Raw genomic sequence first — 15,336 nt, 5'->3', positions numbered from 1 at the left:
GCTCAGCGCCGGGCGGCGGCGAGTCGCTCGGAGCGCAGCCGGTTAACCTCTGGGAGGTCCAGCGGCGCAAGCGAATCGGTCCCGATCGCCCGGGCGAGGAGAAAATCGGCTAGCTCAGGGTTGCGCGCCAGCGCCGGGCCGTGCAGGTAGGTGCCGATCACCGAGCCGGCGACCACACCCTCGGTGCCGTCGCCCACGCCGTTGCCGACGCCGTGACGCACCCGCCCGAGCGGGGTGGCATCGGCCCCGAGAGTACTTCCGCCCCTATGGTTTTCGAATCCCGACAACGGCTGGGTGAGTCCGGGCAACACCGGGTCGGTGACGAGCTCGCCGATGCTGCGGGTCTGCTGCGGTGCGGTGGTGAGGTCGAACAGCGAGATGCCGTCCACGCGTTCGCCCGCCGACGTCTCGTACCAGTGGCCGAGGACCTGGATGGCCGCGCAGATCGCCAGCACCGGACGGCCTGCTGCCGCCGCACGCTGCAGCCCCGGATAGCGGGTGAGGTGCCGGGTGGCCAGCCGCTGCGCGTAATCCTCGGCGCCACCGAGGGTGTAGACGTCGAGTGAGTCGGGGACCTCGTCGTCGAGGGTGATCGAGATGATCTCGGCGTCGATGCCCCGCATCCGGGCCCGCTGCCGCAGCACCAGTGCGTTCCCGCCGTCACCGTAGGTGCCCATCACGTCGGGGAGCACCAGCCCGATGCGCAGTGTCGAGTCGCTCATTTGCGTTCCTCCCGTACGCGTTCCATCGCGGTGCCGAGATCGCGGAAGGCGGTGTAGTTCGCCAGGACCTCGACGCGTCCCGGGGGACATGAGGCGATGGCCTTCATCGGGTCGGCGATGGTGGTGTGCTCGGCGCCCGCGTAGAGCAGCCGCACCGACAGGTCGGCGGCGCGTTCGCCTGCGGCGACCACCGTCATCGTCTCGAACGCCTCGAACCGCACATCCCACAGCCAGGAGAGATCCTCACCGTCGGGGACCTGGCCGTTGACGGCGATGACCAGCCCGTCGGCGTCGTGGTCGATCATCGACAGCGCTTCCTGCCAGCCGGCCGGATTCTTGGCCAGCAGTGTGCGCACCGAGTGGTTGCCGACCTGATGGATGCCGTAGCGTCCGGCGACCTCGCCGACGGTCTGCACCGCGGCCACCGCCTTGGCCGGGTCGGCGCCCATCGCGACGGCCGCGGCCACGGCCTGCGTAGCATTGCCGCGGTTGGCGCGGCCGGGCACGGCGAGAGTCATCGGCGCGATGAAGCCGTCGGGGCCGTAGATGTTGTTGTCGTCGACCCACCAGTCCGGGGTGGGGCGCCGGAAGCTCTCGTCACCGGTCGAATACCAGTCGATACCGCCGGGTGATATCGACGGTCCGTCGCCGGGCTCGGCGGTGGCACGCGCGATGGGTTCGCCGGTGCGCGGACAGCTCACCGAGTCCCCGACCCAGCTCGACCCGGCCGCCACCCACACCACCTTGGGCGCATCGAAGGCAGCCGAGGTGACCAGGACGTCGTCGCAGTTGGCGACGACGATCGCGTCGGGGTGGCGGGCGACGCCGGCGCGCAGGGCGCGTTCGATCATGTTGATCTCACCCACTCGGTCGAGCTGATCGCGCGAGAGATTCAGCATCACCACCACCTCGGGATCGGTGGCGTCGGCGACGTGCGGGACGTGTAATTCGTCGACCTCGAGTGCGCAGATCGGCGCCGAACGTTGCAGGCTGAGCGTGGCGATGATCCCGGCGTCCATGTTGGCGCCGTCGGCCTGGGTGGCGACCTCGCCGAGTTCGGCAAGCGCCGCCGCGGTCATCCGCGTCGTCGTCGACTTGCCATTGGTGCCGGTGATCAGCGCCGTACGCTTGCCGGCCGCGAGCCGGCCCATGATCTGCGGGTCGATCTTCTCGGCGACCAGCCCGCCGATCATCGAGCCCTTGCCGCGTCCGGCGGTGCGGGAGGCCCAGCGGGCGGACGCGGCGGCCGCCAGGGCCAGCGAGGTGCGCAGCGGAACTCGGTCGGACATGGGGACGAGTCTGGCACAGGGGCGCCGACGGTGCCGCCGGACCTCGGCGGGGTACCCTCGCGGCCGTGAGTAGGGCCACAACGCTGACGATTCCGCTTCCGTTCCGCGCCGTCCGTTCGGTGATGCGTCTCGGCGGACACCTGCCGCCGGGTGTGCTGGGCGTCGCCTCCCGGATCTGCCCGGTGAACTCCGACGGCGAGCACATCGCCCCGGAGATGTTGGCCGCCGGCGTCGCCACGCGACTCATGCCCGGAGGCGACATGAGCGGCGCGACCGTCGAGCGCGCCCGTCACAACCTCGAGGTGAACTCGGCGATCTCCGCCGAGCGGACCCCGCCGCTCGCTGTCGTCGAGGATCTGCTGATCGACGGGCCGGGCGGCGACCTGCCGGCCACCCGATACCGCGCCGAGGTCTCCTCGGCGGGGCTGGTGCTGTTCTTCCACGGTGGCGGGTTCTCGCTGGGCAGTCGCGCCACCCACGACGCCTACTGTCGGCGGTTGGCCCTCGACACCGGCGCCGACGTCCTGTCCGTCGAGTACCGGCTCGCCCCCGAGCATCCGTTCCCGGCGGCCGTCGACGACGCCCTGGCCGCGTGGCGCTTCGCGGTGAGTGGGGCCTCGCGCTGGGGTGTCGACACCGATCGCCTCATCGTCGCCGGCGACAGCGCAGGCGGGAACCTGGCCGCGGTGCTGTCCCAACTCGTGCGCGGCGAGGAGGTGACGCCGCGTCTGCAGCTGCTGCTGTATCCGGTCACCGACATGACGCGATCCGGCGGTTCGCGGCAGGAGTTCGCCACCGGCTACTTCCTCACCGCCGAGCGCATCGAGTGGTTCACCGAGCGTTACATCCCGGCCGGAGTGCCGCGCAGTGATCCGCGGATCTCCCCGCTGCTCGCCGATGACCTCACCGGACTGCCGCCCGCCCACGTGGTGGTCGCCGGCTTCGATCCGTTGCGCGACGAGGGCATCGCCTACGCCGACGCCCTTTCCGGTGTCGGCGTACGCACCTCGCTGCAACGTGAGTCGGGCATGATCCACGGCTTCGTCAACATGCTCGGCTTCAGTCCCGCTGCCCGACAAGCGGTCTCGGGGATGCACGACGTGGTGCGTGGGGTGCTCTGACAGAGGTCGCCCCCGCGCCGGCCCGCACCCTCGACCGCGGCGCCGCCAACACCCCGGCGGCGCATCCGGCGATGACCAGTGCGGCACCGGCGATCTCGACCCCGCTCGGCACCTCGCCGAGCAGTAGCCAGGCAGCGCTGATCCCGACCACCGGTACCAGCAACGACAGCGGCGCGACCCGGCTGGCCTCGTACCGCTTCATCAGCATCGTCCAGAGCCCGGACCCGGCGATCGTGCCCAGCAGCACCACGTAGGTGAGGCCGACCAGCGCGATCAGCCCGGACGACGAACCCAACGTTGTCAACGATGTCAGGTCGGCGCGAGGACCCTCGGTGGCAAAGCTCAACGCCAGGAACGGGATCGGCGGCACCACCGACATCCACAGTGTCATCCGCAGGGCGTCGTCGGGTTGGGCCAGACGGCTGCCGATGTTGCCGAACGCCCAGGACAGGCCGGCCAGCACGGTCAGCACCATCGGGACGACGATGCCCACACCGATCGACGAATGTCCGGCGCGGTCGACGCCGATGACGACGATCCCGGCGACGGCGATCGCGATGCCGAGGATCTGCGCGGGCACCAACCGCTCTCGCAGGAAGAACACGCCCAGTAGCACGGTGAACGGCGCCGAGGTCTGTAGGACCAACGAGGCCAGCCCGGTGGGCATCCCGAGGTTCATGGCGAGGAACAGGAATGCGAACTGCCCGAACCCGAAGCCCACTGCATACAGCAGGAACCATCGCATCTGCACGCGCGGGAACTTCACGAACAGCACCACCGGGACGGCCATCACCGCAAACCGCAGAGCCGCGAAGAAGAACGGCGGGAAGTGGTCGAGACCAACGCGGATGGCGATGAAGTTGAGGCCCCAGAGGACGACGACGGTGAGGCCGAGCAGGCGATCGCGGGTGGTCATGAGTCCATCGTCGGGGCGACATCGATGAAGAACAATCGAATTCTTCTACAGTAACCGTTCGTTATTGCTTCATCTTTGCTTGCGGGCAGCTACCGCCACCCGAGCGCCGGTGCCACGTCCTTCAGGATCGCCTCGATGACGTGCGCGTTGTAGTCGACGCCGAGCTGGTTGGGAACCGTCAGCAGCAGGGTGTCGGCGGCGGCGATGGCCTCGTCTTCCCGGAGCTGTTCGATGAGCTTGTCGGGTTCTTCGGCGTAGGACTTGCCGAACCGCGCGATACCGCCGTCGATGTGACCGACCTGGTCGGAGCTGTGCCGGTCCCGGCCGAAGTAGGCCCGGTCCATGTCGTTGACCAACGGGAAGATACTGCGGCTCACCGATACTCGTGGTTCACGCTCGTGTCCGGCGAGCTTCCAGGCGTCGCGGAACCGCTGGATCTGTTCGGCTTGGAGTTGGTGGAACGGCACACCGGTGTCCTCGGTGAGCAGCGTCGACGACATCAGGTTCATGCCCTTCTCCGCGGTCCACTCGGCGCTCGCGCGAGTGCCCGCACCCCACCAGATGCGATCACGCAGGCCCGGTGATTGGGGTTCGATGCCCAGCGGTCCCGGCGGGTTGGGGAACATCGGCGATGGATTCGGCTCGGCGAAACGCGCACCATCGATGACCTGGAGGAACACGTCGGTGTGCGAGCGCGCCATGTCGGCGTCGGTCTCGCCGTCGGCGGGAACGTAGCCGAAGTACTTGTAACCCTCGATCACCTGCTCGGGGGACCCCCGGCTGATGCCGAGCTGGAGTCGTCCGTCGGAGATCAGATCGGCCGCGCCGGCGTCCTCGGCCATGTACATCGGGTTCTCGTACCGCATGTCGATGACTCCGGTGCCGATCTCGATGGTCTCGGTCTTCGCGCCGATCGCGGCGAGGAGCGGGAACGGCGAACCGAGTTGTCGCGCGAAGTGGTGCACGCGGAAGTAGGCGCCGTCCGCGCCGAGTTCTTCGGCCGCGACCGCGAGGTCGATGGATTGCAACAGGGTGTCGGCGGCCGAGCGGGTCTGCGAACCGGCCGACGGGGACCAGTGTCCGAAGGAGAGGAAGCCAATCTTCTTGCTCATGACACCAGTTAACCGGACTTGGGTCCGCTTTGTTCCACCAGGTCGGCGAGGCGGGCAAGATCCGCTGCGACCGTCGCGGCGTCACGGTCGAACTCTTCGTCGGTGAGGTCGAGTTGGCGCAGGGTGAAGACCACTTCCGAGCCGTCGGGGTGGGCCAGCACGCGCACCGGATTGGTGACCGTCGACCCCGACGGAAGGGTCACGTCGTGGTCGATGACCCCGAACTCGTTGGGCGGGACAAAGCGCACCGTGACGGTGCCCATCGGGGATTCGACGAGGAGGTCGCCGCCTCGGCGCGTGACCGGTGCCTGCGCCAGCCCCGACGCCCAGAGCGCCAGGTTGCCCGGGTCGGACGCGAACTCGTAGACCTGATCCGGCGAGGCGGCGATGACGTGACTTACGTGGCGACTGCGCATTCATCCATCATGCGTGCCGGGCCCGACATGCATGGAGCTTGCCTGGCGTGGGATCTCACCGTCATAGGATCGCGCCATGGAGGTTCGTCGACTGCGGTTGCTGCGCGAGTTCGCCGACCGTGGCTCGATCGGCGCGGTCGCCGACGCGTTGCACATGACGCCGTCGGCCGTCTCGCAACAACTCAAGGTGCTCGCCGAAGAGGCCGGCGTGGCGTTGCTCGAACCGGATGGCCGACGCATCCGCCTGACCGGTGCGGGCCACGCGCTGGTGCTGCGCGCCGAGGACGTCATCGCCGCAGTGGAGCGGGCGCAGGAAGAGATGGCGTCGTACCGATCCGGTCACGCCTCGGTCCGTCTGGGGATGTTCCCGTCGGGGGCGACGCTACTGCTCCCCGATGTTCTGACGCGGGCCGCCGAGGCGGCGATCGACGTGCACGCCTTCCATCTCGACGTCGGATATCCCGAGGCCGCACCGGCGTTGGCCGATTTCGACATCGTCGTCACCCACCGTGACGAACGGATGCCCACGCTGACCGATCCGCGGGTCACGGTCACCGAGCTGATGCGTGAACCGCTGGACGTGATCGTCGCGCGCACCTCGGACCTCGCGGATCATCGGCGGGTCGCGGTCGCCGAACTCGCCGACCGCGACTGGATCAGCGTGGAGGGCGGATTCCCGGTCGACGATGTGCTGCAATCGATCTCGGCACTCACCGGCGTGGCACCCCGGGTGATCCAGCGGATGCTGGACTTCACGACGATCGAGGCGCTCGTCGCCGCCGATCACGGGATCGCCCTGATGCCGCGGCATGCGGCCCGGCACCCCGACGTGGTCGCGTTGGAGCTCAAGGGAGTTCGTGCGGCGCGGGTGTACGAGGCATTCACCCGGCCGCATCCGCGCGCCGCGATCGCCTCGGTCGTCGACGACCTGCGCTCGGTTGCCGACGCCGTGGCCCGCTGAACTGCTCGCCCCGCTCAGCTCCCGGGTGTGCCGGTAGTACTCGTTCCGCTCGCGTTGCCCATCGTCTGCAATTGCGGTGTGGTGCCGTTGAATCGGTTGAGATCGACCGGCGTCGGAATGCCGGGGAGCTGTCCGGAATCCGTGTACTGCCAGAACGTCCACGTGCTCCAGCCGCCGTGAGGCATCTCCGGTGCGGCCTGGCCGTTGTAGGACGCAATCCACAGCGGGTGGTCGTCGAATTGGGTGGTGCCGCCCATCGCGGTGTCCCAGAACTTCGGATAGGTGTACAGGATCGTCTTGCGCCCGGTCAGCGACTCCAGGGTGGCAAAGAACTCGCGCACCCACGCGGCGAGATCCGTCGGATTGAGCCCACCGGAGTTCTCCAGATCGAGAACCGGTGGGAGATCGAGCATTCCGTTCTGCCCGAGCACGACCCCGGCGTAGAAAAGTGCTTGCGCGGCAGCTGATTGCGAGGGGTCGGCGTAGTGATAGGTGCCGCGGATGAGGCCGGCGGCACGCATGGTGAGGCTGTCTGGAACGAAGTACGGATTGACATAGGTGAGGGATTCGGTCGCCTTCACCATGGCGATCTGCTGGCCGGCGGCGCGCACCGCGAACCAGTTGATCAGCGACACGTTCGGATGCTGGTAACTCGACACGTCCGGCCCGACCGACGGGGCCGCGGCAGCCGGCGCAACGGTCAGTGAGCCGGCGACACCCACCACCGTCGCGACGGTGGCGGACATGACAAGACGACGGCGCATCATGCGCCCCAGGATAGGTCTGTACGCCTCAGTTGACACCTCATCTGCCACTTCTGTAACACACTCGTGGCCGGAAACTCCCGTAACGGTCAAGTCGGTCAAGGGTTTTGACCGAGTTCTATGTATTCGGGGCGTTTCCCCGGTGGTCGAGGTGCGAGGCGCGTGCGCCGAGCCTCGAGACCGCTTGTGTCAAGGCTGGTTTCGGATCTCAGCGTTGGCTCGGGTGGTCTCGAGACGCTCCGGCTCGCTGCGCTCGCGCGGGGCTCCTCGACCATCGGGGAACGGCGACCGTCATCGGGGGGAACGCCGCGGCTTCTCCCCACCCGATGGTCGAGGTGTGAGGCGCGTGCGCCGAGCCTCGAGACCGCTTGCCACGGTGCTGGTTCCGGCCCAGGCGGACTACCGGATCGGATGTTCGCGATAGAAGTCCAGGTGCGCCCTCGCGGCGGATTCCCAGGTGAGGGATCGGGTCAGGACGCGGCCGGCGTCGACGCGCGAATCGGGATCGGCGAGAGCGGCGGCGAGGTGGTCGGCGAGGTCGGCAGGATCGGTGGCATACCGCACGGTCTCACCGAACACCTCGCGGAGAATCGGCAGGTCACGGGCGACCACTGGGCGGCCGGCGGCCAGTGCCTCCATGGCGGCCAGCCCGAATCCCTCCTTGGTCGACGGGAAGGCGAAGACGTCGCACGCGGCGACCAGCGACGGCAATACGTCGTCGGCGACTGCCCCGAGAACGATGGGCTCAACCCCGAGATCGTGGGCTCGCCTGTCGAATTCCGCACGGTAGTCGCGGTAGTCGAAGAGGGTCTCACCGCCGGCGAAGACGAGTGACAGGTCCGGAACGCGAGCCCGCAGCAACGCGAACGCCTCGACGAGATCGATACTGCCCTTGCGGGGTTCGATGCCACCGACCGCCAACACGAAGGGGCCCAGGCGATCCCGCCATCCTTGCCGAGCGGCCGTTGCCGCCGGGTCTGCACCCATCGCGACCGAGAATCGATCGTGGTCGACCCCGTTGGGAATCACCGTGGGGTGCAGTCCCCATCCGGCTCGAACCTCTTCGGCGACCGACCGTGACACGCAGATCCGCGCATACGGGTTGACGACGGCCTTCTCGTGGCAATCGACGAGGATCGGGGTGGTGAATTGGTCGAGATGGTGGATCGTGCGGATGCACCGTCCGACGGCGTTGGCACTGATGCAGTCCTGGGCGTGCACGATGTCGGTGGCGGTGGCGTCGAATTGCTCACGCATCGTGGTGATCGACCGCAGGATCCGGTCGGTGATGGACTCGTTCTCACGATCGGGAAACGGGATGAGGCGCACCGCGACCGATGGATTCACGGTTCGGAAGAATCCCTCGTCGCCTCCTCGCGCCAACGACCACACCGTCACCTCGGCGCCCTGATCGGCCAGTGCCTCGGCGAGATTGAGGGTGTGGACCACCCCGCCACGAGGTTTGGTCGAATACGTCAGGAGCGCGATGCGCATGGAGTTCGTCATCTCCTGATCTCGGTATCGCTCGGCAACCGGTAGGCGTCGGTGCGCAACTCGGCCAGGTGGTCCAGAACCCTACGGGCCCGGCCGATCTCGTGCTCGACATCGACGGTGACCTTGGCGAGCCCACCCTTGGAGCGGGTGGTCGTCAGGATGTCACCGCCGGGGCCGACGACCTTGGCCTGACCGAGGAATCGCAGCGACCCGGTGATGCCGGTCAGATTCGACGACACGACGAACACCTGGTTCTCCGCGGCGCGGGCGCTGTCGTAGAGGTCGAACAGGCGCGACTGTCGGTCGGCGGGTAGCCGTGCGGCGCGGTCGGTGACGCTGGCCGGCCAGGCCGAGAGCGCGGCGATGGTCGTCGCCCCGTCGAGGGCCAGGGTGCGCGCCGACTCCGGGAAGGTCTTGTCGTAGTCGATCAGCATGCCGAGCCGGCCGATCGGGGTGTCGAACGCCTCGAACCGATCACCGGCCGTGTACGCGAGGGACTCGCCGGCGGGCTGGTGGACCTTGCGATGCGTTCCGAGCACGCCGTCACCGTTGACACAGACCGCTGAGTTGTATCGCACCCCATCGGCGGCCTCGGCATAACCGATGCACACCACCATCTTTCCCGCGGCGGTGGCGATGGCAGCCAATTCGGGTCCGTCACGGTCGAGGGTGGGTGGCAGGTCGTCGACGTCGGGCGCGCGGAGATCGCCGATGTACCCGCCGAGTGCCGCGTCGGGAAACACCAGCAGGTCCACACCGTCGCGTGCGGCGGCCTCGATGATGCCCAGCGCCTTGGACACTGCGCGCTCGACGTCGCGGCCGAAGTGCGCGGCGAGAGCTCCGAGTGTCACGGTTGTCATGGACGTTCAGCCTACCGAGTGAGGTGGTCGGTTGATGGGCAACTCACGCCGCCCCGAGCCCGGTCACACCGCCGGCCACGGCGACGGTACTGACCCCGTCCGGCCAGCGCAGCCGTACCCCGGCTCCCGCAACCAGACGTCCACATGCTGCCGACACCACGGGTGCGGCCGACCCGGGGTCGGCGGGTCGGGTGTCGGCGAGGAGCATGCCGTACCCCGGAAAACAGGTGAGCCAGTCACCCATCGCGGCTTCGGTAGGCCGCGGCACCGCGGCAACATCGAGTTCGGCACCGGTCCCCGACGCTTCCGCGAGCATTCCCAACGTGCCGACCACGCCGGCCATGCTGACATCTTTTGCGGCGCGCGGGCGCAACCGCGCCGGAAGCTCCGTCATCCGTCGTAGCGCCTCGGGATCGCGTGAACTGGTGCTGTCCCATTGTCTTCCGTGATATCCGGGTCGCCACCCGCCGGTGGTGTCGGCGAGCAGGGACACGACGTCGCCGACGCGGCCGGCGCCCGCGGCGATCGGACGATCCGTACGGCCCAGCGCCGTCACCGCCAACGCCGACGGAACCCCGAACTGCGTGTGGCCACCGAGAACCGCTGTGCCCCAAGCATTGGCGGCTTCGGCGATACCGCGGACCACCCGTTCGACGTGTACCCGGGTCGGGCCGCCGACGGCGTCGAGCACACCGACCGGCGTCGCTCCCATCGCGGCGAGATCGTTGATGTTGACCAGCACCGAGCACCACCCGGCCCACTCGGGATCCCGCTCGACCATGGACGGCACGATCGCATCGCAGGCCGCGATCAAATCGCTACCCGGTACCGGCGCACCGTCGTCGCCCCGAAATCCCGTCGGTCCCAACCCTGTCTGCTGCGCCAGGAACGGCGTGAGGATCTGTGCCAGTGGCGCTTTCGTGGCGTCGGCGGCTCGCTGGATGCGCCCGATCGGCCAGCGCATCCGGCGATGAGCCCGACCGCGCACGGTGACGTCTGCACCGCAATCGTCCCAGCCGAGTCCGGTGAACAACCCGGCGAAACGGTCCTGGACGCATGCGTCGAACCGTAGGGCGCCCGCGGTCTCCACATAAGCGCACGCGGCCCGGATCAATGCCGCGCCGACACCGCGGATCGGACGGTCGGGGTCGACGACGAGTCGGCTGCCCGCCCAATATCCGATGTCGGGGTCCAGACAAGGAGCCACCCGCACTCCGCCGACCACAGCACCGTCGTCGGTGACCGCGATCAACGCCACCATGCGTGGATCGTCGTCGACGTCGTCGGCATCGGAACCGTCGAAAAGTCCCTGACGGAGTACGAATTCGGCGCGCCGCAGAGCCCGATAGGCGTCCACCTCGGCGCGGGAGTCGGCGACGTGGATCAGGTGGGCGGTCTCGTTGCCGGACTGTCGGCGATGCGGGGTGCCCGCGAGGATCGACAGGTCGCCCCGAGCGGGAGCGGGTGGCGCGGCGTGGGGGAGGCTCCGATGATCGAGCATGTTCTCACCCACCGACATTCGCCAACACACTGCACGCACCGCAGGCAGCGCATCCGGCGCGTTGGTCGCTGCCGGCCATGTCGATCAGCTGTAGATGGGACGCGACCTCGCGGCTGATCTTCTCCACCGTCGCCGCGTCGGGGCCGGTGGCCCCATCCACATCGACGGCCAGGGTGCCCTGTTGCGGGCGGAATGGCACGATGAACGGGTAGACCCCCATGTCGGCGAGTTCCATGGCACCGGAGATCATTTCGTCGGCATCCTCGCCCAACCCCACGAGCAGGTAGGTCGAGACCTGGTTGCGGCCGAAGACGCGGACGGCCTCGGCCCACGCTGCCCGATACTCGGCGAGCGGTACCGTCGACTTCCCCGGCATCCACCGGCGTCGCACCTCGTCGTCGAGGGATTCGACGTGGATGCCGATCGCATCGGCACCGGCGTCGCGCAGGTCGCCCAGAACCGAGAGATCGGCGGGCGGCTCGCACTGCACCTGAATGGGGAGGTCGGGGACGGCATCCTTCACCGCGCGGACGCATCGTGCGAGATGCCGTGCTCCCCGATCACGTCCGGCCGATGTCCCGGTGGTCATCACCATCTGGGTCACACCGTCGAGGTCGACGGCGGCACGCGCGACCTCGGCGAGTTCGGGGGGTCGCTTGACAGCGGTCGTGGAACCAGCTCGCAGCGACTCCTCGATGGAGCAGAACCGGCAGCGTTGATCCTCGGCGTAGCGGATACAGGTCTGAACGACGGTGGTGGCCAGGACGTTCTGACCGTGCAGCCTCGCGATCTGCTCGTACGGCACGCCGTCGGCGGTGGCGAGATCGTAGAATCTCGGCCGGCCGATCGGCGTGATCTGCACGCCGACGTCGTCCCCGTCGAGGAGTACGCGATCACCGTCGAAGATGAAGGGGCTGTTGTCGTTCCGAGGGATCGCGGCGTGCAGTCCGTCGACGACGAGGTGACCGTCATCGCTCGGACCGGCACCGCCGGTGCGATGGACCGGTGGCGTGCCCCGGATGCCCAGCAGTGCGAGGTCGACGCGGGTGGAGACGCTCATGATCGTCCTCCGATCGGTGGGGTGAGGGAGCAGGGGTTATTGGCTGGCGGCGAGGCGTAGCGGGGAGCGGGTGATGCCCTCGCAGATCGTTTCCGCGATGTGGCGGGCGTCGCGGTCGATGCCGAGGAATCGTCCGGAGCCCCAGGTGTGCATCCACGGCAGACCGACAAAACTGAGTCCGGGTACCTCGGTGACGCCGCGGGTCTGCATCGGACGGCCCGACCCGTCGAAGGCGCTGGCCTCGATCCACCGGTAGTCGGGTCGGTAGCCGATCGCCCAGACGATGGAGGTGATGCCGGCGTCGGCCAGATCGAGGGACTCGGGTTGCGAATCCGGTTGCCACACCGGGGTGTATCGGGTCGGCGGGGGTGCGTCGACGCCGTTGGCCGCGATGTGGCGGTCGATGTCGGCGCAGATCGAGTTGTACACCGTATCGGCGTTGTCGAGGGCCGCGGTCAGCGTCGGTGCGAATCGCAGGTGCGAGTCCTTGCCGTCGATGAGGGTGCCGTACAACCGCATGCCCTCGAGTGCGAAGCGTCGCAGATCGATGTCACGGCCCCCATCGCGACCGGTGACATAGTGGTTGGTCTTCTCCCGGGCGGCTTTTCCGCCGGGATACTCCTGCGCCGGGGTGTCGTAGAGGCCCATCTCGGCCAGCCACGTCATGCAGTCGCGTCCACGGTAGGTGCGCGCGACCCGGGGAGCGTTGCCGATCGCGAGATGTACCTCGCGGCCGGCGAGATGGAGATCCTCGGCGATCTGCGCGCCGGACTGACCGGACCCGACAACGAGTACCGCGCCCTCGGGCAATTGATCGGCGTTGCGGTACTGCTCGGAATGAATTTGTGTGACAACGGGATCGAGCGATGAGGCGAACGCCGGGACGACGGGCAGTGGATAGCCGCCGGTGGCGATGACCACCTGATCGCAGGTGAGTACCTCGTCGCCGGCGTCGCCGCTCACGGTCAGCTCGAATCGGTCGTCGGCGATCCGGGACAGGCGCGTCACGGTGGTGTGGGTACGCAGCGGGGGCTCGAAGGTCTCCAGCCAGCCCGCGAGCCAGGCGACCACCTCGTCGCGGGTCATGAACCCGTCGGGGTCGGCGCCGTCGTAGGAGTAACCGGGCAGCCGGCAGTGCCAGTTGGGGGTCACGAGGGTGAAGTTGTCCCAACGGGAATCGGCCCAGGCGTGCATCGGTGTGTCGCGCTCGATGACGACGTGATCGATGTGTGCGTTGCCGAGATACCAACTGACCGACAGGCCGGCCTGGCCGCCGCCGACGATGACGACGGGGATGTGCGGGGGATGGGCGGAAGTGCTCATGGGAGCTCCGAACGATGTGGGGATTCAGGGGTGGGGGAGCGGCGGGTGCATGCTCAGGACTTCGACGACGGCGTCGTCGGCGAAATCGGTTGCGGTGACGGTGATCGCCTCGGCCGTCGCAGCTGCCGACGTGCAGGCGAAACCGAACGTGGCACGGACGCGTTCGGCCGCCTCACCGAGTGCGACGAGGCTGCGGGCGCGGAACTCGGCGACCGTGTAGTGGTGCCCGCTGCTCAGATGGTCGTGAACGACCAGCGACGGTGAATAGCATTCCTGCACACGCCCGTCCGGCCAGCGCACCGCGAAGGTCATCTCAGGCATGAGCGGGTTCCCGCCACGCGGCTGCCTCGGTGTCGGTGATGAGCCCGTAGGCATCGGGCCGTCGGTCGCGCAGATGGAACATGCCGGCGCGCATGGCGGTGAAGGTGGCGTCGATATCGACCTCGGCGACGGCCATCCCGCTGCCGAGGAGCGTCGAATCCAGGACGTTGCCGCCGGGATCGACGATCTTGGCGTTGCCGACGTACCGCAGCGAACCGAAGGTCCCGGACTGGTTGGCGGCGATCCAGAAGACCTGATTGTCCAGTGCGCGTGCGGTATCGAAGAGATTGAAGCGGTAGGTCCAGCGGTCTTCCTGCAGGTTCTCCGCCGTTGCGGTGCGGGCGGCCGGCCACGCCGAGAGGCTCGCGATGATCTCGGCTCCCTGCAGCGCCATGATGCGTGCGGCTTCGGGAAAGGCTTTGTCGTAACAGATCTGCAGGCCGACACGCCCGACCGGAGTATCGAAGACCCCGTACTCGGTGCCCGCGGAATAGGACATGTTCTCGCCCAACGGTTGATGCACCTTGCGGTAGCTGCCGTAGATCCGATCCCCATCGAGAACGGCTGCGGCGTTGTACCGCGTGACCCCGTCCTCGGCGAGTTCACAGAAGCCGATCGCGATGAGCGTGTCGCCCGCGATCGCCTGAACGCGCGCGATCTCTGGCCCGTCGAGCGAAATCGCCGGTGGCAGTGAGCGGCTGGTGGTCGCGACGGTGTCGCCGTGATTGCCCAGTGAGGAGAGGTAGCCGCCGATGGCGGCCTCGGGGAAGACGAGGAAATCGACTCCCGCTGCTCGGGCCCGTTCGACGTGGTCGGCGATCACCCGATAGTTGTCCTCGAGGTCGCGGGTGAAGTTGGCCGCGACGGCGGCAAGTGTCGTCATGAGCTGATCCTGTTGGTGAGCATGGGAACTCGTCTCACACCATGTAGGTGGAGTTGATGATCGCGCCCTTGCGGGCGTAGTGGATGAGAGCGTCCTGCACGTCGAGCGGATGTGCCGGGATCACGCCCTCGATCAGGTCCTCTTCGCGGCCGCCGTGCAGGGCGAGCCCGAATCGGCAGCAGAAGACCGTTCCGCCCTCGGAGATGAAGGTTGCCAAGGAGTCGTTGATGTTCTGTTCGCCGGGGAAGCCCGAATCGCCGGTGGTCGGGAATCCGCGTGTGGCAAGGCAATTGATGGCGCCGGGTCCGTAGAAGTAGATCGCCGACTCGAATCCCTTGCGCAGTGCCCGGGTGGCCTGTAGGACGGCGACGAACGAGACCGATGACTCGTGGGCGATGCCGTGGACGAGGGTGAAGTACGATTCGCCGTTCTCCGCCTGGTAATCGGGGAAGATCTTGGTTCCGCCATAGATGTTGGAGCCCTTGGGAAGTGACGGATGGGGGATCTCGGCGAGGGAGGCGGCGATGTTCTCGGTGATGGTCTCGTCGAATGCGGGCATGGCTTCTCCTGTGGAGACGGCGCGTGGATGTGCG

16 protein-coding genes are annotated in these 15,336 nt (G+C 68.0%); 2 read left to right on the top strand and 14 right to left on the bottom strand.

Translation table 11 applies throughout. The features are described 5' to 3' along the window. Positions 1-2: 2 nt before the first annotated feature. Both P3L18_RS05605 and P3L18_RS05600 read right to left on the bottom strand, forming a co-directional pair. Entirely contained in the window at positions 3-722 is a 720-nt protein-coding gene (locus P3L18_RS05605) for a glutamine amidotransferase (protein ID WP_006371645.1), read from the bottom strand. Continuing rightward, positions 719-2,011 carry a MurT ligase domain-containing protein gene (locus P3L18_RS05600; RefSeq protein WP_079928614.1) on the bottom strand — a complete coding sequence of 431 codons (1,293 nt, stop codon included), beginning with the start codon at positions 2,009-2,011 and terminating at the stop codon, positions 719-721. The genes P3L18_RS05605 and P3L18_RS05600 overlap by 4 nt, the downstream gene beginning before the upstream one ends. Positions 2,012-2,076: 65 nt before the next feature. Here P3L18_RS05600 and P3L18_RS05595 point away from each other — a divergent pair, with 65 nt between their 5' ends. Then, positions 2,077-3,132: an alpha/beta hydrolase gene (locus P3L18_RS05595; protein ID WP_276113536.1), complete on the top strand. Its 1,056-nt coding sequence runs from the start codon at positions 2,077-2,079 to the stop codon at positions 3,130-3,132. Here P3L18_RS05595 and P3L18_RS05590 read toward each other — a convergent pair. From P3L18_RS05590 to P3L18_RS05580, 3 genes are all read right to left on the bottom strand, one after another. Continuing rightward, positions 3,071-4,048, bottom strand: a complete 978-nt coding sequence (locus tag P3L18_RS05590; protein ID WP_079928616.1) for an EamA family transporter — start codon at positions 4,046-4,048, stop codon at positions 3,071-3,073. The two genes, P3L18_RS05595 and P3L18_RS05590, sit on opposite strands and share 62 nt — an antisense overlap. Before the next feature lie 89 nt (positions 4,049-4,137). Continuing rightward, the gene (locus P3L18_RS05585) at positions 4,138-5,160 is read right to left on the bottom strand and encodes an LLM class flavin-dependent oxidoreductase (protein ID WP_079928617.1); all 1,023 of its coding nucleotides are present in this window, start codon (positions 5,158-5,160) and stop codon (positions 4,138-4,140) included. 8 nt (positions 5,161-5,168) lie between these two features. Next, the gene (locus P3L18_RS05580; RefSeq protein WP_079928618.1) at positions 5,169-5,576 is read right to left on the bottom strand and encodes an SRPBCC family protein; all 408 of its coding nucleotides are present in this window, start codon (positions 5,574-5,576) and stop codon (positions 5,169-5,171) included. Between the two features lie 76 nt (positions 5,577-5,652). Between P3L18_RS05580 and P3L18_RS05575 the strand changes: the two genes are divergently transcribed. Continuing rightward, positions 5,653-6,537 carry a LysR family transcriptional regulator gene (locus P3L18_RS05575; protein WP_079928619.1) on the top strand — a complete coding sequence of 295 codons (885 nt, stop codon included), beginning with the start codon at positions 5,653-5,655 and terminating at the stop codon, positions 6,535-6,537. A 14-nt stretch (positions 6,538-6,551) separates the two neighbouring features. On the opposite strand, the gene P3L18_RS05570 is transcribed toward P3L18_RS05575, so the two are convergent. From P3L18_RS05570 to P3L18_RS05530, 9 genes are all read right to left on the bottom strand, one after another. Next, positions 6,552-7,283: a glycoside hydrolase family 25 protein gene (locus P3L18_RS05570; protein WP_276113665.1), complete on the bottom strand. Its 732-nt coding sequence runs from the start codon at positions 7,281-7,283 to the stop codon at positions 6,552-6,554. 417 nt (positions 7,284-7,700) lie between these two features. Further along, positions 7,701-8,795, bottom strand: coding sequence for an MSMEG_0565 family glycosyltransferase (locus P3L18_RS05565; protein WP_276113664.1), 1,095 nt, complete (start codon positions 8,793-8,795; stop codon positions 7,701-7,703). Positions 8,796-8,803: 8 nt separating this feature from the next. Further along, entirely contained in the window at positions 8,804-9,655 is an 852-nt protein-coding gene (locus tag P3L18_RS05560; RefSeq protein ID WP_276113535.1) for a carbon-nitrogen hydrolase family protein, read from the bottom strand. Between the two features lie 43 nt (positions 9,656-9,698). After that, entirely contained in the window at positions 9,699-11,156 is a 1,458-nt protein-coding gene (locus P3L18_RS05555; RefSeq protein WP_079928624.1) for an MSMEG_0567/sll0787 family protein, read from the bottom strand. A 4-nt stretch (positions 11,157-11,160) separates the two neighbouring features. Then, complete coding sequence (locus tag P3L18_RS05550) at positions 11,161-12,216, bottom strand: MSMEG_0568 family radical SAM protein (RefSeq protein ID WP_079928622.1); 1,056 nt, start codon at positions 12,214-12,216, stop codon at positions 11,161-11,163. 36 nt (positions 12,217-12,252) lie between these two features. Then, positions 12,253-13,539 carry an MSMEG_0569 family flavin-dependent oxidoreductase gene (locus tag P3L18_RS05545; protein ID WP_276113534.1) on the bottom strand — a complete coding sequence of 429 codons (1,287 nt, stop codon included), beginning with the start codon at positions 13,537-13,539 and terminating at the stop codon, positions 12,253-12,255. A 24-nt stretch (positions 13,540-13,563) separates the two neighbouring features. Further along, positions 13,564-13,860: an MSMEG_0570 family nitrogen starvation response protein gene (locus tag P3L18_RS05540; protein ID WP_079928626.1), complete on the bottom strand. Its 297-nt coding sequence runs from the start codon at positions 13,858-13,860 to the stop codon at positions 13,564-13,566. Further along, positions 13,853-14,743, bottom strand: a complete 891-nt coding sequence (locus tag P3L18_RS05535) for a carbon-nitrogen hydrolase family protein (RefSeq protein ID WP_276113533.1) — start codon at positions 14,741-14,743, stop codon at positions 13,853-13,855. The genes P3L18_RS05540 and P3L18_RS05535 overlap by 8 nt, the downstream gene beginning before the upstream one ends. A gap of 34 nt (positions 14,744-14,777) precedes the next feature. Beyond that, positions 14,778-15,302: an MSMEG_0572/Sll0783 family nitrogen starvation response protein gene (locus tag P3L18_RS05530; protein WP_006371625.1), complete on the bottom strand. Its 525-nt coding sequence runs from the start codon at positions 15,300-15,302 to the stop codon at positions 14,778-14,780. Positions 15,303-15,336: the final 34 nt, after the last annotated feature.

This window comes from Gordonia sp. N1V, assembly GCF_029269935.1.
Taxonomy (GTDB): Bacteria; Actinomycetota; Actinomycetes; order Mycobacteriales; family Mycobacteriaceae; genus Gordonia; species Gordonia polyisoprenivorans.
Note: the sequence above shows the minus strand (reverse complement) of the source record. Positions and strands in the feature narration are given on the sequence as shown.